This is a genomic window from Amycolatopsis coloradensis, assembly GCF_037997115.1.
Lineage (GTDB): Bacteria > Actinomycetota > Actinomycetes > Mycobacteriales > Pseudonocardiaceae > Amycolatopsis > Amycolatopsis coloradensis_A.
In genome coordinates this window covers 6,245,761-6,269,722 of record NZ_CP150484.1, presented here as the reverse complement: position 1 = coordinate 6,269,722, position 23,962 = coordinate 6,245,761, and the positions used below count along the sequence as shown (strand labels likewise).

Here is a 23,962-nt window from a genome sequence, read left to right as displayed (position 1 = left end):
GGCCCCGGTCGACATCGACTACACCGATGCGACGGCCGTGGAAGCGTGGAAACGCCACCGCTGTCCCAGCGAGGGTTCTCCGCCCCACATCTGCCGCAGGTAAACCATCGCATCGCCATGACCGGCAGTTGGTGAGAGCCAGACTCTCGTTTGAGCAGTTCAGCTCGGGTCGTCAACCGGCCGTCGGACTGTCCATCGTGGATTTTCTGGGCCGCTCCCGGACCGCTGGACGTTCGGTCGCAACCGGTCCTCACCAGCACAAACAGCTGGTATGGCGAAGGGGGCGTTCGACGCTCCCATGAGCCTAAACGCCCCCTCCGGGACCTTCCCGATGCCCCGGTCTGTCAGCGGGCCTGGGGCTGTTCGCGCCACCAGCGCTGGCCGGCCCAGCGTCGTCTCGTGATCCTTGTCGTTGGGTTCTGGTGGCGGGTTCTCGGTTCGAATCCAATTAGGGGAGCAGAAGCCCAGGCCACGCTGCCTGGGCTTCTTCGTGTTTGGGGTACTAGAGGCGCTGCCGAATGTCCCGTGGACCACGCAGGCCGCAACATCTAGGTGATCGACGACAGCAGCCCTCCGGGATCGCCGTGCTTGCTTGCGCCGTGCTCTCCGGGACGAGGCGCGCGCCGTGTAGCGGCGAACAAACCGGGCGGAGGGTAGTGCCGTCGATGCTGATCTACGCCGGGCCGAACGACGATTGCGACTCGGCCGTCGGAAGTGTCGGCCTGGTGGGGCTCAAGGGGTGTTGTCCCTTGAGCATGCGGCCGCCGTCCGCGGTGAGCCGCAGGTAGTAGTCGGCGGAGCAGCGAGTCCCGTCTTCGTCGAGAGCGAGATAACCCGAACCCGCGGGAACGTCAGCCGAAGTCTCCGCGGTCTTGGCGATTTGGTTGCCCTCGTTGTACTCGTCGAACATCGAGATGTAGATGCCTTGCGCTCCGAGCCGGACCATGTTGTAGAACTGGCGCCACATGAAGTCACCGTGTACGCGCTGGCGCTGATTGAGATCGCCGGGCAGCACACACGGCTGGTAGTCGATGCCGTGGGCATCGCATTCGGCCTGGTCAGGCACGTTCACGGCGGTGTGGAAACGGTCCGAATCGGCGACTGTGCCGATCCGGCCGACCATCCACGGCGACAGCATGTCGAACGACCGGTAGACACCGCCGAAACCGGGCCGGGAATCCTCGATCTCGGTGCGCCAGTGTGTCGGTACACCGCCCATCACGTAGCAGCCTCGCGCCCTGAACCAGTTCACGACGTCCTGGCAGGGTTCAGGCCCCCACGGGCGGGCGGGATCGTTGAACCCGAATCCCCAGATGCCGACGACCGGCTTGCCGTTCTGCTGCGCGTAAGCCGAGGACGAGGTGTAGGCCGACATCTTCGTCAGCCAGTCGGTCTTGATCTCCGACTGCATGTTCGTCCAGTTGGTCACGTCATACATGATGTAGAACATTCGACCCGTGGTCTCGGCGGCCGACCGTACGTGCGCGGTGACGGCATCCCGGATGGGGCCCTCACCTCCGGTCGGGTTGAAGCGTTGAAGAGCCGCCGTGTCGCAGCCGTTTTCACGCATCCATTGGAAGTGGATATCCACGGTTTGGCTGTCATAGTTGGAGAACAGCGTGGCGGGCCGGCCATCGCCCAGGTTCGGGAACGCGGTCTGATAGGTGTCGACGTAGTCGCGCACGTCGGGCCACGACTTGACCGAACTGAGGGATGGAGATGGCGGTCGACTCCAGTCGTCGCTCCAATGCCACCAGCCATCGATGGGAGAGTGATCACCCCGGCAGGCGAACCAACCCTGATAGCCGACAGTAACCTTGCCGACGACGTCACCGAGTGGATAGGCGGTTTGGGCGGTGGCGGGCAGCAAGCCGAAAGCGGGTGCGGCGAGGGCTGAGCCGAGCAGTGTTCGACGCGACAGAGACATTGCGAACTCCTTCGTCGGCAACCTGACATCAGAATGCAAGAATCATCTGTCCGCGGCCAGCAGTGCGCGGTCATGGGGGCCGTCATCGAAGGTATCTTCCGTCCGTCGAGCACGGTCACCAGTCGAGCATCAAAGGCCGGCGGCCACGCCTGCGACGAGACCTACCTTGAGGCGGCCGTGTCCCTATCAGCGGTCCCTCGATGCCACCAAACCCAGTGACACCACCCCCGGATCATGAACGCGACTGGGGGCATAAGTCATGCCGGGCCTGGCGACCACGAGCCCCTCAACCAGGAGTCACGAAAAAGGTAACGGGGGGACCAACGGGCGGCAAGGTGGAGGGAAGCGAACGCGACAAGGTTGCCGGTGGGCGTCGGGTCTCAATGAGCAAAGCTCGGCTCGCCAGCGCCTGCACGTTCGTCATCGCCGGCCCGCTCAGGCCCGACGTGNCGTTGGCGACCCCGAGCTTCACCGGTCGTCAAGCGACCCGGAGTGATTATGAAGCGGCGATGAAGATCTTCACGATGTTGGTCAACCCGTCCGTCACTGGGCGGAGGGTGTGTTCGCGTCGAGGACGCACGGAGTCCGCGGCGCCGGGGTGAAGTCGTTGGGAGTTCCGGTGAACGCGACCCGGTGAAGCGACAACCTGGCCGGGTGCGGACGTGTCGTCGCGGCGTCCACCCGAGCACCTCCTGGCGTGCCCAGTACCAGCTTGAGAGGCCTGTTGCCGGAGAGGTTCTCGGTGAAGACCTGGTCAGGCACGCAGCCGGTGAACGCGGCGTTGGCGATCGTGTACACCTGCCGCGGCCCCAAGACGACGCCCGTGGGGATCGGGATCGTCACGACCTGCTGCCCGACCATCGCCTGCAGTTGCAGGCCTCCGATGGGCACCCGTGCGAAGCTGGGATTCGCGATCTCGATGAAGTCCTGCGAAGCCCCGGCGGGACCGGTGCCGCGGGTGGCGACCTCGCTGATGTAGACGACGGGCACCTGCTGCTGGACCGCTGTCTCCGCCGCGGTCGCGGTGGTGGAAGCCCCCAGCATCAGCGCGCCGGAACTGGCCGCCACGGCAAGAGCGGAAATAATGCGTTTCACAAGGTTCTCCTTTGTCAGGTTACAACAACTTTGTCGGGTTTCAACAACTTCAATGAATGGAAACCCAGTCGGAGAGTGGTGGATTCCCTCGGCGACTCGAACGCGGAGCCTTGTATTTCTTGCCGCCGAGGGATCCTGCAGTAAACTGTGCCTTGAGGACACCTCTCCGGAAAAGGGGCCGTTGATGCGGCCCCGAGAGTCAGGTGGACAGGAAAGCGGCTCCGCGACGCGTTGTTTGATCGCCTCAGTGATGCCGCCCCATGGTCGTGAGCCGGATTGGCTGAGTTGACCGTCGCGACCTGTGCCTGTCAATGGGTGCGGCCCGCACGTCGGCAAGTAGCGATAGCGTTGGCGCGCGATACCGCTCGCGTCTCCACGTGTGCGGCGAATGACCGACCTGCTGGGCTGGTGCGCAGGGTACGGCGAGAAGGGTTTGGTAGACGACCACGTCGTCCGCTGGATTCACGGCCCGGGGCGGAGCTGTCCGATGGCTGCCGTTTGTGTCGGTGTCAGACGGCCACGCCACTGGTGAACAACATCATGAACGGGTCAGCCGCTGATCGAGCTGTTTCCGTGCTGCCCGTTCGACCAGGATGTGAACGAACGAACGCACGCGCGCGTAAGTGAAACGGCCGGACTCGTTCAGCACCAGCCGGATCACTGTGTCGGGCGGCACTGCCGGATAGCTACGGGCCAGCCTGTCGGTCAGAGCGGCCAGGCGGCCTTCGAGTTGGCCGGATGAGATGTCGCCGATCGTGTGCGCATCGGTCATCGAAGTCGCCCTCTCCTGCGTCGAGCAGCGCCAGTAAAGCCAGTCGGTCAAGAAATCGGTTCAGTATATTCGTCGAGCGCGGGCGGGCGATATTCTTGCCGTGGCCAATACTGGCCAATGGCAGAAATTTGCCTCGAGATTGGTATTCCCGTCCCTGTTGTTTACGTTCAGCTCACGGGCTGGACGTGAACGATGCACGCGACATCTATTTTTTGTGGTCATCATGAGGTGCTTTCCTGTTCACCTCCGGTTCCGGGGGCTGACGCGGCGTATCCAGTGTCAGGAGGATCCATGGTCCGGCATCGAATTGTGCCCGTTCTCGAGACCGCCTGACACACGAGGAGGAGTCACGTGTATCTGTCCGGTGTCGGTCGTCGAGGGCGCAGCGGCACGGTGTCCAGGTACACCTTCGGTACGGTCGGTTCGAATGTCGTCGCGCTGGGAACCGTCAGCCTGGTCACTGATATCTCTGCTGAGATGGTCTCCGCGATCCTGCCGGTGTACCTGGTTCTCGGCCTGCACCTGAGCCCCGTGGTCTATGGGCTGGTCGACGGTTCATACGCCGGAGCAACCGCGCTGCTCCGGTTGGCCGGTGGCTATCTTGCCGACCGTGTGGGTAAGCGCAAGACCGTCGCGGGCATCGGCTACGCGCTCTCCGCGGCCGCGAAGCTGGGCTTGGTCGTGGCCGGTGCATCTGCCGCCGCGATCGGCGTCGTCATCGCTGTCGATCGGATCGGGAAAGGACTGCGGACGGCGCCGCGTGACGCGCTGATCACCCTGTCGGTGCCGGAATCCATGCGCGGCCACGCCTTCGGCGTGCATCGCACGATGGACAGCGCGGGTGCGTTCACCGGCCCCCTTGTCGCACTTGGGGTGCTCGCTGTGGTCGGCTCGTCCGCCGGCGCCGACGCGTTCAACGCGGTGTTCTTCACCGGTTTCTGCATCGCCGCGGTCGGCGTGCTCTTGCTCGTGCTGTTCGTGCGCGACCACGGGGAAGTACGCCCGGTCGCCGGCAGCGTGTCACTGAGCGCGGCCCTTTCTCTCGTGCGCGCCGCCGAGGTGCGTCGGCTGTTTCTCGCCGCCTGTGTGCTCGGCATCGCGACCATCGGTGACGGGTTCGTGTACTTGTTGTTGCAGCGTCGGGAAGACATAGCGACCGGGTGGTTTCCGCTGCTCGCCGTGGGTGGCAACCTGGCTTACCTTTTGCTGGGCGCGCCACTCGGTGCGGTGGCCGATCGGGTCGGCCGGCTCACGGTCACGCTCTGCGGGTACGGCGCCCTGGCCGTCGTCTACCTGCTGCTCGCGAGCCCGGTGACGGGCTGGCCATTGCTGGTGATCACGCTCGGATTGTACGGCGCCTTCTACGCCGCCACTGACGGTGTGCTGATGGCGTTGGCGAGCCGGATGCTCCCGGAGCCGTTGCTCGCCACCGGGATCTCGCTCATCCAAACCGGACAAGCGCTCGCCTATCTCTTCTCGTCGGTCCTCTTCGGTCTTGCCTGGCAGGTCTGGGGCGCTGGCATGGCGACTGGATTGGCCGCAGGGGCGGCCCTGCTCGCGATAGCCATCACCCTGGTGCTCTTGGTTCCGCTCGCATCAGAGAAAGAAGCACGCCGATGAAGATCCGCACTCGGATACTGATCGCCGTCGCCGGCGTCGTGGGGCTTGCGGCGGCCGCCATCGTCTATGTGGGACTGGCTGCCGCAGGCAACCGGGACATGGCCGCGGCCGGCTCTGCCGGCACGGTGAACCTCATCCCCGGTCCGAGACTGCTCGTCCGGAGCACCGCGGACACCGATCGCGGGCATTTGTTCACCGTTTCCACGGCCGACCTCGATGGTCCACGCGCAGTGTCGCAGATGTCCTGTACACGGGTCTATGCCGCGGGTGGCACAGGGATTTGCCTGCAGCCCGACAATGATTTCACGACACATCTGAGCGTCCTCGACGAGCAGCTCAAGGAGCGGCGAGCGGTTCCACTGTTCGGGGTGGCCAGCCGTGCCAGGGTTTCGCCGAGCGGCCGGATGGTCACCTGGACGGTGTTCGTCACCGGGGATTCCTACAACGTGGGTGGATTCTCGACCCGCGTGGGCATCCTGGACACCGCGACCGGCGAGCTCACGAGCACGCTGGAGGACTACACGGTGACGGTGAACGGCCGGCCCCAGGTGGCGGCCGACTCGAATTTCTGGGGTGTTACCTTCGCCAAGGACGACAACCGGTTCTTCGCCACCATGTCGACCGGCGGTCACCGGTATCTCGTCGAGGGTGACTTCGTCACGCGCTCCGTCCGCGCAGTGCGTGACGACGTCGAATGTCCGTCGCTTTCGCCCGACGGAACCCGTATCGCGTTCAAGTCCCCAGTAGACGGTGACCCGGACAAGGGGTGGCGACTGTCGGCGCTCGACCTGTCCACATCCGCCGTGACCCAGCTTGCGGAAACACGCAGTGTCGACGACCAGGCGGCGTGGCTCGATGATCACACTGTCGCCTATGCGATCCCTCGCGGCGTAGGTCATTCCGATATCTGGTCGGTACCCGCCGACGGCTCCGGAACGCCACGGCTGGTGATCGCCGAGGGCGATTCCCCAGCGGCGCTGGGCTGACACCGGCATAAGAATGAAGCCAGGTGACGGAGAAGGCCCTTGACCGTGCGGCGCGGGCCTTCTCCGTCAGATCACGCGAATGCTACGACCAAGCCTGGCTCAATGGCAGGTCCCCGTGCCGGAGTCGGTGAACGGTGTCTCCGGCGCCGCCACGAAGGCCCAGTCGTAGCTGGTGGGTCGCAGGGTGAGCTTGAGGACGCCGAAGATCTGGGACTTGCGGACCAGGCTGTTCGGCATGACTGTGGAGAATCCACTGTAGAACGAGCCGCCGGTGCCGACCACGATCTGGCGGATCCCGTTGGCGTCATCCCGGGCCCCGGACGGGTTCTGCGGCGCGAATCGCTCATAGCTGTGGGAGTGCCCGGCCAGCAGGAGATCCACACCGCCGCGATACATGGTGTCCACCAGGGGCGCCACGTCCGCGTAGGCGAAGCTGTTGGAACTCCACCGTGGCCGGTGTTGCAGTACCGCGGTGCACTTGGCCGGATACGCGGCGAGGTCGGCGGCCAGCCATTGCTGCTGCGGTGATCCGACGGCGCATCCGGTGCCGCCGCTGATCCTTGTGCATTCGGAGTTCAGCACGACCACGTGCCAGTCGCCTACGTTGAAGCTGTACCAGCCGTTGCACTGCTTCACACATCCTGGTTGCTGCGGGGTTCCCGCGTCACCGAAGTAGCTGAAGTACCCTCCGCCGCCGTGCGTGCCGTACTCGTGGTTGCCGATCGCCGGGCGCGTGATCGGCTTCAACCGTCCCCACGACCGCGCGTAGCTGGTGTTGAAGTCGGCGAGGGAACCGCTGTTGTACTGGGCGTCCCCGAGCATGAACACGGACGTCGGGGAGATCTGGGTGGCGAGGTCCGATGTGGTCTTCATACGGCAGTGTCCTGGTGTGCCGAGGCCGTTGTTGAATTCCGGATCGGTTGGTGCGCAGGCGATGTCGCCCACCGCGACGACCACCGGGTCGCCTGGGGACGGGGTGGTCGCGGCCGCGTTCGGTGTGGCTACGACGGTCGCCAGGACCAATATGAGAAGGGAACCGTAGATGGCCGCGATCCGGGATTTAGTGGCCACTGAGACCTCCGTGCAGGATCTGGTCGAGGGTGTTCTGGGCGTCCGCGCGTAGTGTCGTTCCGGCGTCGATGTGACGCCGCATGAGGGGAAGTTCGCCTGCCAGGCATGCCTGGGCGGCCTGGGCGAACTGTGCGATGCCTATGTTGGCGGCTGTGCCCAGCTGTGGGCTCGGCGCGCGCCTGCCATGCAGTAACTGCCGCGACACCCGCTCCAGTTTCTGGCAGATGGTCGTCGCCCGGGTGAAGGGGGTGACCAGTTGCCGTGCTTCGACGAGCGTGTTGTTGAGCTCGATCTGGAGCGGCTCCCGGCCGCTGAGCCATTGATGGGTGCTGAGATCTTCGGGGGGTGTCTCTCGTGGTGGCGCGCCCGACACCAGCAAGAAGCCGCTGCCCAGCAGCGTGCCGGTGAACACGGCCAGATCTATGAGCTTGCTCTTCAACGAACCGGCACCTCCAGCGTCCTCAGCCTGAAATTCGTTGGCTGACCGGGTGAACGTGTCGTGGGCTCGAGCATATGGTCGTGCTTGTGCTGCCGCGTGCGACAGGTATTTTTCGCAGATCAAGATGACCGTGGAGATGTACGGAAATCGGCCAGTCGATTTCCGGGAAGGGAACGTCGAGCGGCTTGACCGCTTCAGGTTCGGCGCTGGTTTAGCAGATCTGAAATGATCACTCGGGTCGGCGCCGCCGCCGGACCGTCAGGACGAGCAGGACGCAGAGCAGCAGCATCGTTCCGCCCGCTACGGCCGGTCCGGTCGGGGACCTGCCTGAAGCGCCCGTACCGCTGGAGTCTTCCGCCAGTGGGCTCAGGCGTGGCGCGGGTGTGCCTGTGATGTCTCGCAGTACGGCCAGGTAGCGGTCGCCATACCGGACGCTGGGCTCGACATGGGAGTTCTCGCTGAACTCGTTCCAGCTGATCAGACCGAGAGCGTCCGGAGACGAGGTGATCGCGGCCGTGTGCTGGCGCCGCAGCGTTTCACCGTCTCTCCGGTCGACCACCCGCCTGCCCCCGATCTTCCGTGCGTTGAAGCCCGGCGCGAACGGCGCGATCCATAGCCCCTTGTGCCGATGCACCGCAGTGCCCATGGCCGCCAGTTTGGCCGCCGTACCCTTGTCACGGTGGGGATCGACGGAGGACCAGTAGTATGCGTTACCGTCCACAGCGGAAGCGATGCGCTCGTAGCCGGCGGTGTTCTTCTCCGATCCGAGGACAAGTAGCCGCTCGCGTACGGGGCCGGCGGCACGAGCGATGTTCTCGAGCGAGAACTTCCACGTCCCCGACCAGATCACGAGCGGCTTGCTGAACACGGAGAACGCCGGGTCAGCCGCGTAGCGCTCCTCGAATCGCGCCAGGTCGGCCGCCACCCGATCGACAGGCAAGGGGTTGCGGTGGAAGTCCAGCCCCTGATAGATGATGGAGAGTGTGAAGCCCTCCTCCCGGGCCACGTCGGCCAACGTCGCCAGCCGACGATCCAGGACGGGAGTGGACTTCCAACTGACGATGAACCCGGTGATGCCGGAACGCTTGGCCGCCCGTATGTGCCGGCGCATCACGCCGGAGTCGTCGCTGGAATAGCGGCCCAGGCTTGGGTAATCCGTCTTCGCCCGATCCCAGGAACCCTCGGTGTACCAGATGTAGTAGTACGCCAGCACCGGAAGCCCGGCCCGCGGACCGGCTACTGCCGGGGAGACCGGCAGGATCGCGATCAGGGCCGCGATCAGGACGGTGAACGTTCGCCTCACGTGACCGTCCCCGGCCGTTTGCGGAGTCGTCGTCTGCCTACCACGACAAGCACGATCAGCGTAGCCAGTGCGGCGACGGCGAAAATGGCGATGTCCGCATAGGTCATCACGGGAAGCTCGGCATACCGGCTACGCGACAACATGATCTGCTGGGCCGGTGAGTAGCCGGCCCCGGTGACCTTTACCCGGTAGGTGCCCCGGGCCAGGTTCTCCACCGGCACGTCACCGTCCGGACCGGCTGTCATCCTTTCGGTACGGCCGTCCGGATAGGTCAGTTCGATGCCTCCGGCGACCGGGTCGCGCGACAACCAGTCACGGATCTGGAACCGCACTGAGCGCAACAGGACGACGAACTTGACGTCACCGGTCCGGTTGGGGATCAACCGCTGCTCCCCGGCGTTGACGACGTTCGTGCCGTCGATCACGACACTCTGCAGGGAGTACGTCACCTCTTTGGCGACCGCGGAACCGGCTTCCAGCACCGGCCGCACGGCGGTCAGGCGGACCGGTTTGACACCTTCCAGTGTCAGCTGGCGACCGGAGTCGCTGCGGATGCTCATCGAGGTGATCCGGTCCGGCGTGACCGGTCTGCGTGCCTGGTCGACGAAGTCGTAACGAACGGTCCGAGTGGTCTGGAACGTCGCCTGGATCCGGGTGGTGCGCCCGATCACGAGGCTGAGCAGCTCCGGGGTGAATCCTTGAACGGTATCACCGCGCCCCGCCCACCGGACGAAGTCGGCGGATCCGCCGGGCAGGTCCAGGTGCGGCGTGAGAACTTGCAACCGGTGCTTCTCCCTGCTGCGCTCCACAGCGGCGTACGCCACACCTTTGCCGTCGGTCACGAGTGGCTTGCCGTCCACAGCGAATTTCGCGGACGGCAACGGCGGCACGGTGACCACTTTGAGAACGTTCTGCCCCGGCGGTCGCGCCGCTGAGACAGTCGACGGGAATCCGGCCATGAGGACGACCGCGAGCACGGCGACACCGATCCACCTGAACCTCCTCATCGGACAGCCTTTCCCGTGGTGTGTCGCCAGTTCTTGAGCCGCCGGCCGATCGGAGTGGCGCCGAAGCAGCTCAGGATCGCGAGAACCACCGCGCCGCCATACGTGAGGTAGACGATCGATGCGAGGTGGGGCGGCGCCGGGGCGGTGGCGCGACCGGTGCCCAGCAGCTCGGGTGGCCTGGGTGGCGCGGTGAAGTCGAACGCTCCGGTGATCCCAGGCGAACGGGCGTCCCGTTCGCCCAGCGGTGCCACGCGCCAGTTGTCCTCGACGAATTTCAGCACGGCGGTGTGATCGAGTCGCGTGTGCTCGATGTGCCCACGCCGGGAGTAGGCGCTGACCAGCAGGGCGGGCACCCGGAATCCGAGACCACCACCGTCTGATTTCGGCGGTGGGACGTGATCGAACCAGCCGCCCCAGGTGTCGTAGGCCCACATGAACGCCGAACTCGACCAGTAACGGCTCTTCGCCAGTCCCGCGATCATCTCGCGAACGAAGGCTTGTCCTGTCTGGACGCGGCTCGGTGGGTTTTCACTCGACCCCGATGCCGCGACGTAGGCTACCGCCGGCAGCGTGCCGGCGCGCAGGTCCTTGTAGTACTGGTTCAGGTCGACGATTTTGCCGGACAGTGTGGGATCGTCGAGGAACCGGGCGAAGTTCAGCAGCGGGACCCTGGTCGTCTGCCCCGCCCGCGGACCGGTGCCCGGCGTGCGGAAGGTGATCTTCGGGTCGTAGTTTTCGACGTAGAACTTCCAGGGGACACCGGCCTGTTCGAGCCGGTCGAAGATCGTCGGGATGTCGCCGTAGCCGCCCGGGGGCACGCGTTCACCGCCGCCGGGCGTGGGCACACCGGCGATCCAGTAGAAACGGTTGCGGCGGTTGCCGGTGGTCGCGGAGCTGAAGAACCGGTCGAACAGCGTGTACTTTTCGGCGACGTTCCAGTAGTAGGGAAGGTCGTTCGCGTCGTAGTAGCCCATTGCCTTGGCGCCGTCGAGGCCTCTTTCCCGGTACGTGGAGACGAAACCGTCCATCCTTCCGTCCGCGTACTGGGCCCGGTGAGTGGCCGGGCCGTGATCGAGGTGGTCCGGCGACTGATCACCCAGCCGGAACGGACGGACGCAGTCGGCCGGTTTGTCTTTGCGAAGCGGCATGCATGTGTCGGCGGGGATGCCGTCCGCGCCGGGATAAGTACCGAAGTAGTTGTCGAAGGAGTGGTTGGCCTGCATGAGCGTCACGAAGTGCTTGATCGGCGTGCTCGTGGTGCGCGCCGGCTCGGCGCCGGCGGGCAAGGGCACCAGCGCGGCGAGAACGAGGAGGACCATCAGCACGCTTGTCAGGCGCATGGTCATGACCGCACCTCGTAGATGATGATCACGGGTACCGGTGCGGTCCGGCCGTCGGGTGTGGTCACCTCGACTGCTTCGGTGTGGATGGCCACGCCGCCGTACTTGTGCACGTAACGCATCACCCGCTCGCCGAAGAACGGCGCGCGGGCAGCCGAGAACGCGTCCCACACCACGTACTGGAGGTTGCCGCTGCGCAGTTCCCGGTCCGGGTTGTCGATCGGTTCATAGGATGGGTTGCGGGACAGCGGGTTGGGGCTCACGGAAAGCGCGAATGCGCTACGGTGCCCGTAGAACCGCACCAGGTTCGCCATCGACGGCCCGATCGTCATCAACCGGCTGCCCTCGGGCAGGCCGGCCTTGATCCATCTGCCCGCCTCCCTGCCTCCTGGCACGCCACCGGAACCGGCAAGGAATGTGGTGTCCGGGTCCGGGTTCACGGCCTTCCAGGCCGGTGCCAGCAGGCTTGCGCCGACGGTGAGAACCAACAGGGCCCGGACCCATCGGGCCACTGCGGGACGGCGGCCCGACAACCAGGGCACCGCGGCGTGAACCCCGGTTCGTGCGGCCAGGGCCGCGACGGCGGGCACGATCGGCAACAGGTACTGGTATCCTTTTACCGGCCATAGATGGAAGAACACCAGCGGTACGCACATCCAGCACACCAGTAGCCATTCCCGCCACGTGTTCTGCTCACGTAGCAGCCAGAAGCCACCGGCTGCGAGCAGGAGCACCGCCGGCCCGACCGCCGGGGCCGCCGTCTCGCCGTAGAATGTGATCTCATGGTTCGCGCGCCGGAACAGTTGCCAGACCAGGTAGTTCTGCCCCGTGCTGGCTCGATCGGACAGGCTGAGTGACAGCGGGTACGCGACGAAGACCGCGCTCGTGATCGCGAGCACGACCAGCAGGTCACGCGGCCGGATACGGAACTCGCGGTGGAGCACGAAGAACATGAACACCGCGAGCACCAGGATGGCCGCGCTCTCCTTGGTCAGCAAGGTGAGTCCCATGACACCGGCCGCGGAGTAGAGCCACCCGGGGGTCCGCTCGGAGCAGAACCGCGCGACGCAGTACAGGGTGACAACCGCGAAGAAGGTCTCCGGCCCATCGAGCAGTACCTGGCGGGTGACCACGACGTGGTAGGGCATGATCGCGATGAAGAACGCCGCCACCAGCCCGGTTTTCGGGCCGTACAGCAGCTTGCCGAGCAAGTACACGGCCACCACTGTGGACAGTCCGAAAGTGACGGACATCAGCCGCGCGCCGGTGTCGCCCATGCCGCCGGAGAACCCGAGCGACAGGATCGCCTGAAACAGCAAGGGGTGTGCCCGGAAGATCGGGAACAGCCCGGACAGCGCGGGATCTCCAGCCAGCGCGGCGGCTTGCCCGGCGTAGACCGCCTCGTCGCTGTTGAAGCCGATCTCGCCCAGGGCCCACACCCGCAGGAAACCACCGGCTCCCACGATGAGCGTCATCGCCGGCACCACGCCGCCGCGCGCGAACACCCGCGCCGTCCATCGGTGCCGCGCACCGGTGGCGGTACCGGCCGTCATGTCCGGCGCCGCCGGTACACCCATCACGCAGACCGGCGGGGCGCGGGCCGCTCGCCAGTCGTGCCGGTGATCAGCAGTTTGGGGATCTCGTCCGCCCAGCTGAAGTCGGGCACGGCCAGCGAGCGCGCCCTCATCCCGCGGACGGCGGCGGACAGGATGTCGCGTTCCTTCTCCCGCAACGCCCGATGGTCGTCTTCGCCGATCACAATGGACGGTGTGAAGTGGCTGAACGGCGGGAACTGGTAGGCGTCCTCGGTGTTGGCCAGGAGCGTGCTCGCCGTGTCCTCCGGGCGCATATCGGCGACGGCATAGGGGCCCCGCTCGATCACGAACAGCTCGGTCACCCTGGCCTCCGCTGCGATCTCGCACGGCAGCAGCCGGTCCACCGCGTACTTGGGCGGCGGCACGATCCGCTGGGTGAGCGCGTTCGTGGCCATGATCGGCACGTTGAGGTGGCTGAGGGACAGTCCCAGCTGACGGCCTTGCCGGGAGTGCAGCAGACTCTGCAGCCACAGGCGTCGCCACTCCCGGCGGCTCAGTTCCTCGGACCGCGCCGCCCGCAGCGTGTGGTGGCTGATCGTCAGCGGCTTGGGAAAGCAGCCCACCCTGCCGTCACCACACAGCACGATCATGTCGTCGGAGAGGAACTTCGCACCGCGTTCGCGGACCAGTCGCAGCACCGTGCCGGTCTTGCCCGTGTCGGTTCGCGCGGAGATCAGCACGCCGAAGCCGTCGAGCTCCACACAGGCCGAATGCAGCAGCATCACGCCGCGCGATACCGCGACGAACCGCAACAGTGCCTCGAGGATGTTCGTGTAGACCACATGGGGTGACCGGCCGAGACCGGGGGAGACGATCACCTCGATCGGGCTGCCGAGAGAGACCCGGAAGTTCGCCCCGAACCGGCCGAGATGCTCGGAGTATTCGATCGCGGGCGGCCAGGCGAACTGGGTGACGACCGCGCGTGGCAGTGGGCGGCGGCTGCCGACCGGGCCGACGCGGATCTGGATCTCGGTGTCCTGGCCGAGCCACTGCGCACGGAAATAATCGAGTTCCGCCAGCCGAACCTGCGAGCCGATCGTCGCGACATTCGGGATGCAGTACCGATACGGCAGGTACCGCGCCAAGCCGGGGGACCGGTTCGGGGCGCCTCCCGCCGGGCTCCGGGTGGGAGTGGCATCGACGATGAGCCTGATCGGATCGCGCGTGGGCGTGGTCGCCGACGGTTCGCCGCGACCGTAGATCGCCATGTCAGTCACCCCGAACCGCACCAGGAACAACAGGCCGAGAGTGAAGGCGTTGGCCGACAGCACGCCCAGCCCGATCGCGTCGACCAGCAGGGCGAGCATCGGCAACCGCAGCACCAGCAACGCGTGGTTGAGCAGGAAGAACCGAACGGCGCGAGATACCGTCGAACTCGATTTCGCGCCGCGGTAGACGAGCATTTCGGTGAGGACGAACAGCCACGTCGTGGACGCCTCGGTGGCCAGAATGGCGGCCAGCAGATAGTGCAGGCCAAGCAAGTGGCCGTGCAGCAGCCACAACACGGCCGTGTTGACCACCAGCCCGGACAGTCCGACCAGCCCGAACGCGCCGGCCCGCATCAGCCGGTTGTTCGGCGAAAGGGCATGCCGGCCCGGGGGTGCGGTCCGCAGCCGCACCAATTGCCGCACGAGCGTCACGCCCGCACGCGGTGAGACCTGCCTGCGCCCAGCCGACCGTGGCTGCGTCCTCAGCGGGACCTCGGCCACTCGCAGGCCCGGATGCCGGACGAGGATTTCCAGCAGGGGCTTGAACCCGTCCAGCCGCAACCGGTCGAGGTTGAGCGCCGCGCGACGGACGGCGAAGAAGCCGCTCAGCGGGTCACTCGGCCGGCCGAGCAGGTGTGGGAAGAAGGCCTTGGCGGCCGTCGTGGACAGCAAGGACGCCCAGTGCCGTGAGACGCCGTCCTGTCCGGCGAACCTGCTGGCGATCACCACGTCCATGTCTCGTGCTCGGCCGATCTCCGTGAGCCATGGCGCCAGCGCCGGCGGATAGCGACGGTCGCCGTCCATCAACACGGCCCACGCGCCACGCGCCTGCGTCAGGCAGGCGAGCACCGCGCCACCGAGCCCGCCATGCCGCTCGCCGGGCGCACGGTGGAACAGTCGCACCGGGACGCGTGACCGCCCGTCAAGGGAAAGCACGGCATGTCCGGCTCCGTCGTCGCTCTCATCGACGAGGAGGATCTCCATTGACGGCCCTGGTTGCTTCTGGGAAAGCCGCCGCACGATGAAGGCGACATTGTCGGCCTGGGTGGCGGCCGTAATGATGACGCTGATCTCGGGCAGCTGGTTTTCCTGTGCCGGCCTGATATCGAATTCGGTGAGTGTCGGGTCGAGTTCGCTCTTCCCTTTTGCGTTCTCCTTCACAGCTTCCCTTCTCGTTCCTCGCGAACCGGCGACCAGGCAGTCGAGGAACAGGCAAAGCGTGACAGCCGGAGGGCCCGCCCATTGCCTGCGGCACGAGATCGGGGCTGAATCTCCTTCAACTTTTCTTCGAAAGACTGCGGTACTCGTCTCGCTTTCCCAGTGCTTGACTGGTGATGAGTATGCGAGCCGGGACTCAAAAGGAATAGGCGACCATTTGCCCGGCCCCGCCTGGAGGCGCGACGACTACGCCGCTGTCCCGCGGGCACCCGGGACCTGTTGACCAGAGGTGAGTACCTGCCGCAGCAGCTGGCCCGCTCGTCGTGGACTCTTCGGGACTTGCCGCCGCAGGCAGTGTCCGGCGCAACGCCTGGGACGAGTTCGTGCCGTTCCTGGACTACGACATCGAGATCAGGCGCATGATCTGCTCCACGAACGCGATCGAATCGCTGAACGCCCGCTACCGACGGGCGATCCGCGCTCGCTGGCATTTCCCGACCGAGCAGGCGGCGATGAAATGCCTGTATCTTGTGACCCGCAGCCTGGACCCGACCGGGGCAGGCCGCGCCCGATGGACGATGCGCTGGAAACCAGTGATCAACGCCTTCGCCATCACGTTCGGTGACCGCTGGCCGGGAGCCGAAACCTACTGATCGACAACGCCGGAAACACCGATCACGGGACAGACCCAACCGAAGCTGTGCCCGCAGCGACCATGGGGGCACCCGCGTAGAGACGGCACGAACGAACTCAGGCGCGTCGCCGGTTGCGGAACTGGCCGAAGTCGACCACGACCTCGCGTCTAGCTGCGTCCGGATCGCGTGGAGGTCCGGCCTGTGCTGGCGTTGTCCGGCGAGCAGGCATTCTATGAGATGCGACCCGAACTGCCCGAATATCGGCCCGGGTTGCCCTGATTCCCCCTCGGCTTACACCGCGTACACCGAGGTCGGGCGGTCGCATCCGGAAAGTGTCCGAAGAGGCAACGATCCTATGCGGGAAGTCCAGGTCCGTCCGGTCGTGTTGGACATTTTTATTCCACATACCGAAGATGGGGCCGGAATTCTTCTGTTCAGCTGACTTCCGCGAAGCGGGAAATCGACTCCGGGTAAGGGGCACCACCATGAGCGAGATCTTCTGCGGATTGAAGCTCACCCACGACGGCTCCCTGGCCGCGATCGAAGACGATCGACTGCTCTTCTCGATCGAGGCCGAGAAACTGGAGAACCGGGCCCGGTACTCGGCGCTGAACAAGTGGCGCGACCTCGTCGCCGTGCTCGACGGGCGGGGGCTGCGCCCGGAAGAGCTGACTTCGATCGCGGTGGACGGCTGGGGACGAACCGCGGGGGAGGACACCCACCAGGTCCACGTGATCGACGACGCGGGCGTCCGGCGCCCGGTACCGGTCGCCTCCTATCGTGACTCGCCCGGCACCGGCATCGACCCGCTCAGCCGTCCGTTCGAAACGGCCGAACTGTTCGGTGACGGCCTGGTGAAGTTTCGCAGTTTCAGCCACGCGACCGGCCACGCGCTGGCGGGCTACTGCAGCAGTCCGTTCGCCCAGCGAGGTGAATCCGCGCTCATCGTGGTGTGGGACGGCGGCATGGCGCCCTGTCTGTATCACTACGACCCGGTCCGCCGGTCCTTGCGGCCGCTGCGCTGGCTGTTGGACGTCTTGGGTGGCCTGTACCCCATCTTCGCCACCCACCTCGAACCCTTCCGTACCGGGGACGGCGCCCTCGACACCGATGCCCGGAAACTGGAGACGGTGATCCTGCCGGTCTCCGGCAAAGCGATGGCCTACGCGGCATTGGGGAGACCGGACGACGACGCCCTGGCCGCCATGGCGGCCGCTTCGAGCAGGCACCGGCCCAACGACGTCGTGCCCATGTATCTGTGGAGCCGCTCCGTCCTGCGCGACCTGGCGCCGAAGAAGCTTTCCGACGCCACCCTGATGGCGTCGATGCAGGAATACCTTGGGGGACTGCTGGTCGAGGCGCTCCGCCGGTTCGTGACCGAGCACGAAGAGTTCCGCGGCACGCCGCTCGCGTTGTCCGGTGGATGTGCCTTGAACATCAAGTGGAACGCCCGCGTGCGTGACTCCGGCCTGTTCTCCGAGGTGTGGGTACCGCCGTTCCCCAACGACGCGGGTTCGGCCATCGGCGCGGCCTGTGCGGAGATGATCGACCGCACCGGGAAGAGTGCCCTGCACTGGTCCGCCTTCGCGGGGCCGGAGGTCGTTCCCGGCACCGAAGTGCCGGAGGGCTGGACGTCGACGCCGTGCACGCTGGACGAACTGGCCGAACTGCTCGCCGTCGAAGGCGAACCGGTGATCGTACTGACCGGCCGGGCCGAGATCGGTCCCCGCGCGCTCGGGCACCGGAGCATCATCGCCCCGGCGATCGACGCCGGGATGCTGGACCGGCTGAACGAGCTCAAGCAGCGCGCGTCCTACCGGCCGGTGGCACCGATCTGCCTGGAGGACGCGGCTCCCGACGTGTTCTCGCCGGGCACCCGGGATCCGTACATGTTGTTCGAGCACCAGGTCCGTCCGGAATGGCGTGCGCGGGTCCCGGCCGTGGTGCACGTCGACGGCAGCGCCCGGCTGCAGACCGTCGGTGCGGAGAACCCGGTGACGTACGAACTGCTGACCGCCTACCGGCGCCGGACCGGGGTACCGGTGTTGTGCAACACCAGCGCGAACTTCAACGGCTCCGGGTTCTTCCCGGACGTCGCCTCCGCCGCCCGCTGGGGAAAGGTCCGCTACATCTGGTCGGAGGGCGCGCTCTATCGCTCCGAGGCCGGCCGATGACCACCGACCTCGGAGAGGTCTTCACCCGCTTACCGGAGGTCCTGCGTGAGCGGGAGCCCTACCCGGTTCTCGCCCACCTGCGGGAATCCTCGCCGTATCCCGCTTCGGACGGCGTCGTCGTGGTGGCGAAACACGAACACTGTTCGGCGATCCTGCGCGACCCACGCGTCAGTAGCGACAGGAGCCGGGCCCGCATCTTCCACGAGGACGTCCGCCCGGCGAGCCGGAAGCTCGTCGACCTCGATCCGCCGGACCACACCCGCCTCCGCCGCCTGGTGTCCAAGGCCTTCACCGGGCGCGCCCTCGCGCCGCTGCTGCCGCGGATCAGCGCGACGGTGCACGACCTCCTCGACGCGGTACCCCCGGACGGTCCTTTCGATGTCATCAAGGACTTCGCTTCGCCGCTGGCATTGTCGACGGTCTGTATCCAGCTGGGTGTTCCCGCCGCGGACCACGAACGGGTCGGCGACTGGTCCAGGACGCTTTCCCGCGGGCTGTACCCGCTTCCGCTGGGATCGGTGGACCAGGAGGCGACCGGCGACGCGGCGCGGGCGGGCGGGCGCCTGCTCGTCTACTTCAAGAAGCTGCTCGCGGAACCACGTTCGGCGCCGCACGGTCCCGTCCTCGACGCCCTGCTGAACACCGGAGACGAGGGAAGCGGGCTGAGTGAAAGCGAAGTCCTCGGTATCTGCGCGCTGCTGATCAACGCCGGCTACGAGACGACGGTCGATCTCGTCGGAAACGGCGTCCGGGCACTGCTGGAGCATCCGGAACAGTTGCGGCGTCTCGCCGGGGATCCGGACCTGGCGCCCGCGGTGGTGGACGAGGTGCTGCGATACGACTCGCCCGCACAGATCACCACGAGAGTGGCCGTCGCCGACCTGACCGTCGGTGGACTGCGGATCGCGGCAGGGGATCTCCTGGTCCTCCTGCTGGGTGCGGCCAATCGCGATCCCGCCGTCTTCACCGGGCCGGACGAGTTCGACATCGGCCGGACGGGAGCCGGGCAGCACCTCGCTTTCGCGTCGGGTCCGCATTTCTGCCTCGGCAGCGGGCTCGCCCGGATCGAAGGAGCCGCCGCGTTCGCGGCGTTCGCCTGCCGCGTGATCGAGCCGAAGGTGCTGACCGATCGGCTCACCTACAAGGCGACCCCGAGTTTGCGTGGGCCGGAAAGTCTCGTAGTCGCGTTCAGCGGTGTCCGTGCTGCGCCACCGGTGCTCAGCAGAGCGACAGCCGACCACGGAGTCGGCCAGGAAAGGAGGGGGACGTGACCGGTGTGACCACAGCCCCAGGTGTGGCGCGGGTCTTCCAGGAGCGGGTCCGGGAGCACGGTGAGCGGGAGGCCGTGGCCTTCGTTCGAGACCCGGACGACCCGGACTCCACCGTGTCCTGGAGTTATCGACGGCTGCACGACGAGGCGAGCGCCGTCGCGGCACATCTCGAACGACTGGCCCGGCCGGGAGACCGGATCCTGCTGACCTATCCGTCCGGACCGCATTTCGCCGCGGCCTTCCTCGGCTGTCTCTACAGTGGACTGATCGCTGTTCCGGCGCCGTTGCCCGTGCGCTCGAAACAACAGAAGCGGCGATTGACGGCCATCGCGGAGGACGCCGGTGTCTCGGTGGTGCTGGCCCACTCGGGCGACCGCGGCGTCGTACTGGACTGGGTGTCCTCGGAAGGGCTCGACGATCTGGTTCCCGTGTTCACCGACACCGTGGACCCCGCTCCGGCGGCGGACTTCTCCGCGCGGGAGCGCGGACCCGACGCCGCCGCCTTCCTGCAGTACACCTCCGGATCCACGGGTGACGCCAAAGGTGTCGTGCTGACCCACGACAACATCCTGACCAACTCCCGGATCCTGTTCGAGATCACTGATCTGCCGCCGGAAGAGATCCGCCTGGTCTGCTGGCTCCCGCTCTACCACGACATGGGGTTGATCGGCCAGCTGCTGAGCCCGCTGTTGTTCGGTGGAACCTCGTATCTCCTCGATCCCGGCACCTTCGTCCGGCGTCCCTATTCCTGGCTGCGCACCATCGACCGGTACCGCGCCACGGTTTCGGCGGCCCCCGACTTCGCCTTCGGCCTTTGTGTCGACCGGATCTCCGACGAGGAGGTCTCCCGGCTCGACCTGTCGACCTGGAAGATGGCGACCAATGGTGCCGACTGGCTCAACCTGTCCACCATGCGCGGCTTCGCGGACAAGTTCGCCCCCGCCGGGTTCAAGGCCGAAATGTGCCCGGCTTACGGCCTGGCGGAGGCCACGCTGATCGTGGCGAGCCGTCGTTCGTCCACCCTGCGGGTCCTCGACGCGGACCGGAACGCGCTCGACGGCGGGGCCTTCGAGGTCGCGGATCCGCCCGAGACCGGCAAGCAGATCATCAGCTGCGGGTTCCCGCACGAGATCGATCTGGAACTCGTCGATCCGGACACTCTGGAGCCTCTCGGCGAGGACCAGGTCGGTGAGATCTGGCTGCGCGGACGCAGCGTCGCCAAGGGGTACTGGGGCAAGGACGAACAGACCAGGCAGTTGTTCCACGCGACCACGGCCCAGGGCGACGGACCGTATCTCCGGACCGGCGATCTCGGGTTCCGCCACGACGGTGAGCTTTATGTGACCGGGCGGATCAAGGAGGTCATCGTCGTGCGGGGGCTGAAGATCTACCCGCAGGACATCGAGTCCGCCTTGCGGGCGGAATTCCCGGAACTGCCGGGGATCACCGCGGCCTTCCGCCTTCCTGGACCCGAGGACGAACCGGACCGGGTCGTCATCACGCACGAGGTCCGCGAAGCATCGGCCGAACACCTGGCGGAACTGGCGCAGAAGGTCGTGCACCTGGTGGCTCGCGAGTTCGGTGCCCAGGTCGCCGGGGTGTCGTTCCTCCGCCCGGGCGGCGTACAGCGGACCACCAGCGGGAAGGTGAAACGCGTCGAAATGCGCGAACGCTATCTGGCCGGCTCGCTGCAGCCGGTCTATCAGTACACCCGCTGAACTCGAGGACAGGAGAGCAGGAAATGAGCATCGAGCAGAACGGTCTGCAGCAGATCGACGAAGAAAAGCTGCGTGAGTGGCTGGTCTCCCGGGCCGCCAAGTACGCGAAGTTGGACGACGCCGAGATCGACGCCGACACGCCGCTGTCCCAGTACGGCTTGGATTCGGTGAGCGCGGTCGCCCTCGCCGTCGACCTCGAGGACGAATTCGGGATCGTGCTTGGCGTCGACACGCTGTGGAAGTACCCGACCGTGAACCTCGTGGTCGAGATGCTTCTCTCGACCCCCCAACGAAGCCAGCGGGATTAGCGGAGGAACTTCGGTGGATGACCTTTCGACCGCCCACACCGTCCAAGAGCGACGGTGCCCCGTCGACACCTCTTTGCACAGCAAGCTCAGGACACCGGAGTTCGCGGCGAATCCGTTCGACCTGCTCGGCGAACTGCGGGAGAGCGGGCCGGTGCACCGGTGCGAACCGCCCGGCGCGGCCCCGATCTGGCTGATCACCCGGCACGCGGAGGGGGCCGCCGCGCTCACCGACCCTCGGCTGGTGAAGGATCCGACCGCGGTCGGTCTGCCCGCGGGCTGGCAGCCCGGGACGGAAACGTCCCAGCTCTGGTCGAAGGATCTGGCCAGCAACGACCCGCCGAACCACACCCGGCTGCGCAAGCTCGTGGCCCGTCCGTTCACGAAGCGCCGCGTCGAGGCGATGCGGCCGGGCATCGAGAAGGCCGCCCGGGAACTGCGCGAGACCATGGTGCGGCACGAAACCTTCGATCTGGTCACCGAGTTCGCCGGCGGTCTGACCACCGCCACGATCTGCGATCTGCTCGGCATACCCGCTGCCGACCGGGACACCTTCCAAGGGTGGGCGGACACGTTCTTCACCGTCACCGTGCCGGGGCAGGCGGACAACGACCTGTTCGTCTCGATCACCAAGTACTTCGCCAGGCTCATCGCCCGCAAGCGCGACGATCCGCAGGACGATCTCCTGAGCGCCCTGATCAAGGACACCGGAGACGACAAACTCGACGGCCATGAACTGATCTCGATGGCGTCGTCGCTGCTGCTCACCGGGCACGAGCCCGCCGTCCGGCTGATCGGCAACATCCTGTTCAGCCTGCTGCACAGGCCCGAACTGGTCCGGGAACTGCGCGAGGACCCGTCGCTGATCCCCGCCACCATCAGAGAGATCATCCGATTCGACAGCCCGGCGCTGACCTCGCTGGTCCGCTTCGCCGCCGAAGACATCGAGATGGGCGACGTGGTGATTCGCCGCGGGGACGCGGTGCTGGTCTCGTTGCTCTCGGCCAACCGTGATCCGGCGAAGTTCGAGCAGGCGGACGAATTCCTCCCGGCCCGGGACACCGCCGGTCACCTCGGTTTCGGTCTCGGCATCCACTTCTGCATCGGTGCGCAGCTGGCACAACTGGAGGCGGAGGTGGCGGTGCGGGAACTGCTGCCGCTGCTGCCCGAACTCAGCCTCGCCGTTCCGGAAAGCGAACTGCCCTATCACCCGGGGCTGCAGATGTACGGGGTGCAAAGCCTGCCGGTATGCCTTCGCCGGACGTGACGATCCCGCTTGGCTCTATTCGCCGAACTAGTGGAGATGAAGGTGCCATGTCGCCTGTGACAAAGGAAACGAACCGTGAGAAGACCGCCGAGCGGCTGCTCAAGTCGTCCGCCGGGAAATTCTACGACCCCGAAGTCGACATCGACTGGAACGCTCCACTGGTCGAGGGGAAGTCCTTCATGCTTCCTCACCGCTCTTCGCTCTACGGCACGAAGCTGTGGGACACGCTTTCGAATGAGCAACGCATCGAGCTCAGCAAACACGAGATGGCCAACGTCGCGGGTTTGGGATTATGGTTCGAAAACCTCGTGATGCAGATGCTCCTCAAAGAGCTCTACACGGGGGATCCGATCAGCTCGCACGCCCAATACGCGCTGACCGAGATCGCGGACGAATGCCGCCACTCGACCATGTTCGCGCGGCTGACCGTCTGGATGGATTGCCCGGTCTACGGCCCCGTACCGTGGATGCGCCAGCTGGGGAAGCTCCTGCCCACCCTCAGCTACGGGCCCGCGCGTTATGCCGCGATCCTGGTCGCGGAGGAGGTACTCGACCGCATCGGGCGTGAACAGATGAACAACCCGGACATCCAGCCCCTGGTGCGGATGGTCAACCGGATCCACGTGCTCGAAGAAGCCCGTCACGTCACCTTCGCCCGCGAAGAGCTCACCCGCGGGATGGCCCAGCTGTCCAAGGCGGAATTGCTCTACCAGCAGGCCATGGCCGCACAGATTTCGTTCCTCGTGGTTCGCGCGTTGGTCAACCCGAACTTCTTCGCGGCCGTCGGGATCCGGCCCCGTGACGGAGCCAAAGCGGCATGGAGCAACCCGAACTGGCACGAGACCATCCGCTGGGCGGGGGAGAAGGTCATGCCGTTCCTGCTGGATTCGGGTCTGGTCGGCAAACCCGGCATGTACTTCTGGCGTAAGTCCTTTCTTTTGTGAAGTGTGGAGGAGCACGGCGTGGTCGCGGACCGGCCGACGGGTGAGCCCGCTCCTTGACGGGTAAGTCGACCACGGCGTGTCCGTGAAGGCCTCCTTCCCTACCTTGAGAGTAGGGAAGGAGATCGGA

Annotated in this window: 18 protein-coding genes and 1 pseudogene; 9 read left to right on the top strand and 10 right to left on the bottom strand. The window is 66.2% G+C overall.

Annotated elements, in window-relative coordinates; genetic code table 11:
- Positions 1-673 precede the first annotated feature (673 nt).
- The 3 genes from LCL61_RS29270 to LCL61_RS29260 form a co-directional block, all read right to left on the bottom strand.
- Positions 674-1,927 carry a glycoside hydrolase family 71/99-like protein gene (locus tag LCL61_RS29270; RefSeq protein WP_340682736.1) on the bottom strand — a complete coding sequence of 418 codons (1,254 nt, stop codon included), beginning with the start codon at positions 1,925-1,927 and terminating at the stop codon, positions 674-676.
- Between the two features lie 543 nt (positions 1,928-2,470).
- Entirely contained in the window at positions 2,471-3,022 is a 552-nt protein-coding gene (locus LCL61_RS29265) for a lamin tail domain-containing protein (RefSeq protein WP_340682735.1), read from the bottom strand.
- Positions 3,023-3,560: 538 nt separating this feature from the next.
- A complete protein-coding gene (locus LCL61_RS29260; protein ID WP_340682734.1) occupies positions 3,561-3,794 on the bottom strand; it encodes a three-helix bundle dimerization domain-containing protein in 234 nt (77 codons plus the stop codon).
- A 351-nt stretch (positions 3,795-4,145) separates the two neighbouring features.
- Between LCL61_RS29260 and LCL61_RS29255 the strand changes: the two genes are divergently transcribed.
- Together LCL61_RS29255 and LCL61_RS29250 are read left to right on the top strand one after the other, a co-directional pair.
- Complete coding sequence (locus tag LCL61_RS29255; protein ID WP_340682733.1) at positions 4,146-5,414, top strand: MFS transporter; 1,269 nt, start codon at positions 4,146-4,148, stop codon at positions 5,412-5,414.
- Positions 5,411-6,400 (top strand): hypothetical protein, encoded by a 990-nt coding sequence (locus tag LCL61_RS29250; protein WP_340682732.1) that lies wholly within the window; start codon positions 5,411-5,413, stop codon positions 6,398-6,400. Before LCL61_RS29255 ends, LCL61_RS29250 begins: the two co-directional genes overlap by 4 nt.
- A 99-nt stretch (positions 6,401-6,499) precedes the next feature.
- On the opposite strand, the gene LCL61_RS29245 is transcribed toward LCL61_RS29250, so the two are convergent.
- The 7 genes from LCL61_RS29245 to LCL61_RS29215 form a co-directional block, all read right to left on the bottom strand.
- Positions 6,500-7,471, bottom strand: coding sequence for a metallophosphoesterase (locus LCL61_RS29245; RefSeq protein ID WP_340682731.1), 972 nt, complete (start codon positions 7,469-7,471; stop codon positions 6,500-6,502).
- Complete coding sequence (locus LCL61_RS29240; RefSeq protein WP_340682730.1) at positions 7,461-7,910, bottom strand: hypothetical protein; 450 nt, start codon at positions 7,908-7,910, stop codon at positions 7,461-7,463. Before LCL61_RS29240 ends, LCL61_RS29245 begins: the two co-directional genes overlap by 11 nt.
- 229 nt (positions 7,911-8,139) lie before the next feature.
- Positions 8,140-9,123, bottom strand: coding sequence for a hypothetical protein (locus LCL61_RS29235; RefSeq protein ID WP_340682729.1), 984 nt, complete (start codon positions 9,121-9,123; stop codon positions 8,140-8,142).
- An 86-nt stretch (positions 9,124-9,209) separates the two neighbouring features.
- Positions 9,210-10,220, bottom strand: a complete 1,011-nt coding sequence (locus LCL61_RS29230) for a hypothetical protein (protein WP_340682728.1) — start codon at positions 10,218-10,220, stop codon at positions 9,210-9,212.
- Positions 10,217-11,566, bottom strand: coding sequence for an alkaline phosphatase family protein (locus LCL61_RS29225; RefSeq protein WP_340682727.1), 1,350 nt, complete (start codon positions 11,564-11,566; stop codon positions 10,217-10,219). The genes LCL61_RS29230 and LCL61_RS29225 overlap by 4 nt, the downstream gene beginning before the upstream one ends.
- On the bottom strand, positions 11,563-13,113 hold the full coding sequence (locus tag LCL61_RS29220) for an ArnT family glycosyltransferase (RefSeq protein ID WP_340682726.1): 1,551 nt from the start codon (positions 13,111-13,113) through the stop codon (positions 11,563-11,565). Before LCL61_RS29220 ends, LCL61_RS29225 begins: the two co-directional genes overlap by 4 nt.
- A 23-nt stretch (positions 13,114-13,136) precedes the next feature.
- Positions 13,137-15,524: a GtrA family protein gene (locus tag LCL61_RS29215; protein ID WP_340682725.1), complete on the bottom strand. Its 2,388-nt coding sequence runs from the start codon at positions 15,522-15,524 to the stop codon at positions 13,137-13,139.
- Positions 15,525-15,886: 362 nt separating this feature from the next.
- Here LCL61_RS29215 and LCL61_RS29210 point away from each other — a divergent pair.
- The 7 genes and pseudogenes from LCL61_RS29210 to LCL61_RS29180 form a co-directional block, all read left to right on the top strand.
- Positions 15,887-16,174: pseudogene (locus tag LCL61_RS29210) on the top strand (transposase); the annotation flags it as partial.
- Positions 16,175-16,641: 467 nt separating this feature from the next.
- Positions 16,642-18,330, top strand: a complete 1,689-nt coding sequence (locus LCL61_RS29205; protein WP_340682724.1) for a carbamoyltransferase N-terminal domain-containing protein — start codon at positions 16,642-16,644, stop codon at positions 18,328-18,330.
- Positions 18,327-19,601: a cytochrome P450 gene (locus tag LCL61_RS29200; RefSeq protein WP_340682723.1), complete on the top strand. Its 1,275-nt coding sequence runs from the start codon at positions 18,327-18,329 to the stop codon at positions 19,599-19,601. Before LCL61_RS29205 ends, LCL61_RS29200 begins: the two co-directional genes overlap by 4 nt.
- On the top strand, positions 19,598-21,319 hold the full coding sequence (locus tag LCL61_RS29195) for a fatty acyl-AMP ligase (protein ID WP_340682722.1): 1,722 nt from the start codon (positions 19,598-19,600) through the stop codon (positions 21,317-21,319). Before LCL61_RS29200 ends, LCL61_RS29195 begins: the two co-directional genes overlap by 4 nt.
- A 23-nt stretch (positions 21,320-21,342) precedes the next feature.
- Complete coding sequence (locus tag LCL61_RS29190; protein ID WP_340682721.1) at positions 21,343-21,627, top strand: acyl carrier protein; 285 nt, start codon at positions 21,343-21,345, stop codon at positions 21,625-21,627.
- Positions 21,628-21,640: 13 nt separating this feature from the next.
- Entirely contained in the window at positions 21,641-22,891 is a 1,251-nt protein-coding gene (locus LCL61_RS29185) for a cytochrome P450 (RefSeq protein WP_340682720.1), read from the top strand.
- Between the two features lie 47 nt (positions 22,892-22,938).
- Positions 22,939-23,835, top strand: coding sequence for a diiron oxygenase (locus LCL61_RS29180; protein ID WP_340682719.1), 897 nt, complete (start codon positions 22,939-22,941; stop codon positions 23,833-23,835).
- Positions 23,836-23,962: the final 127 nt, after the last annotated feature.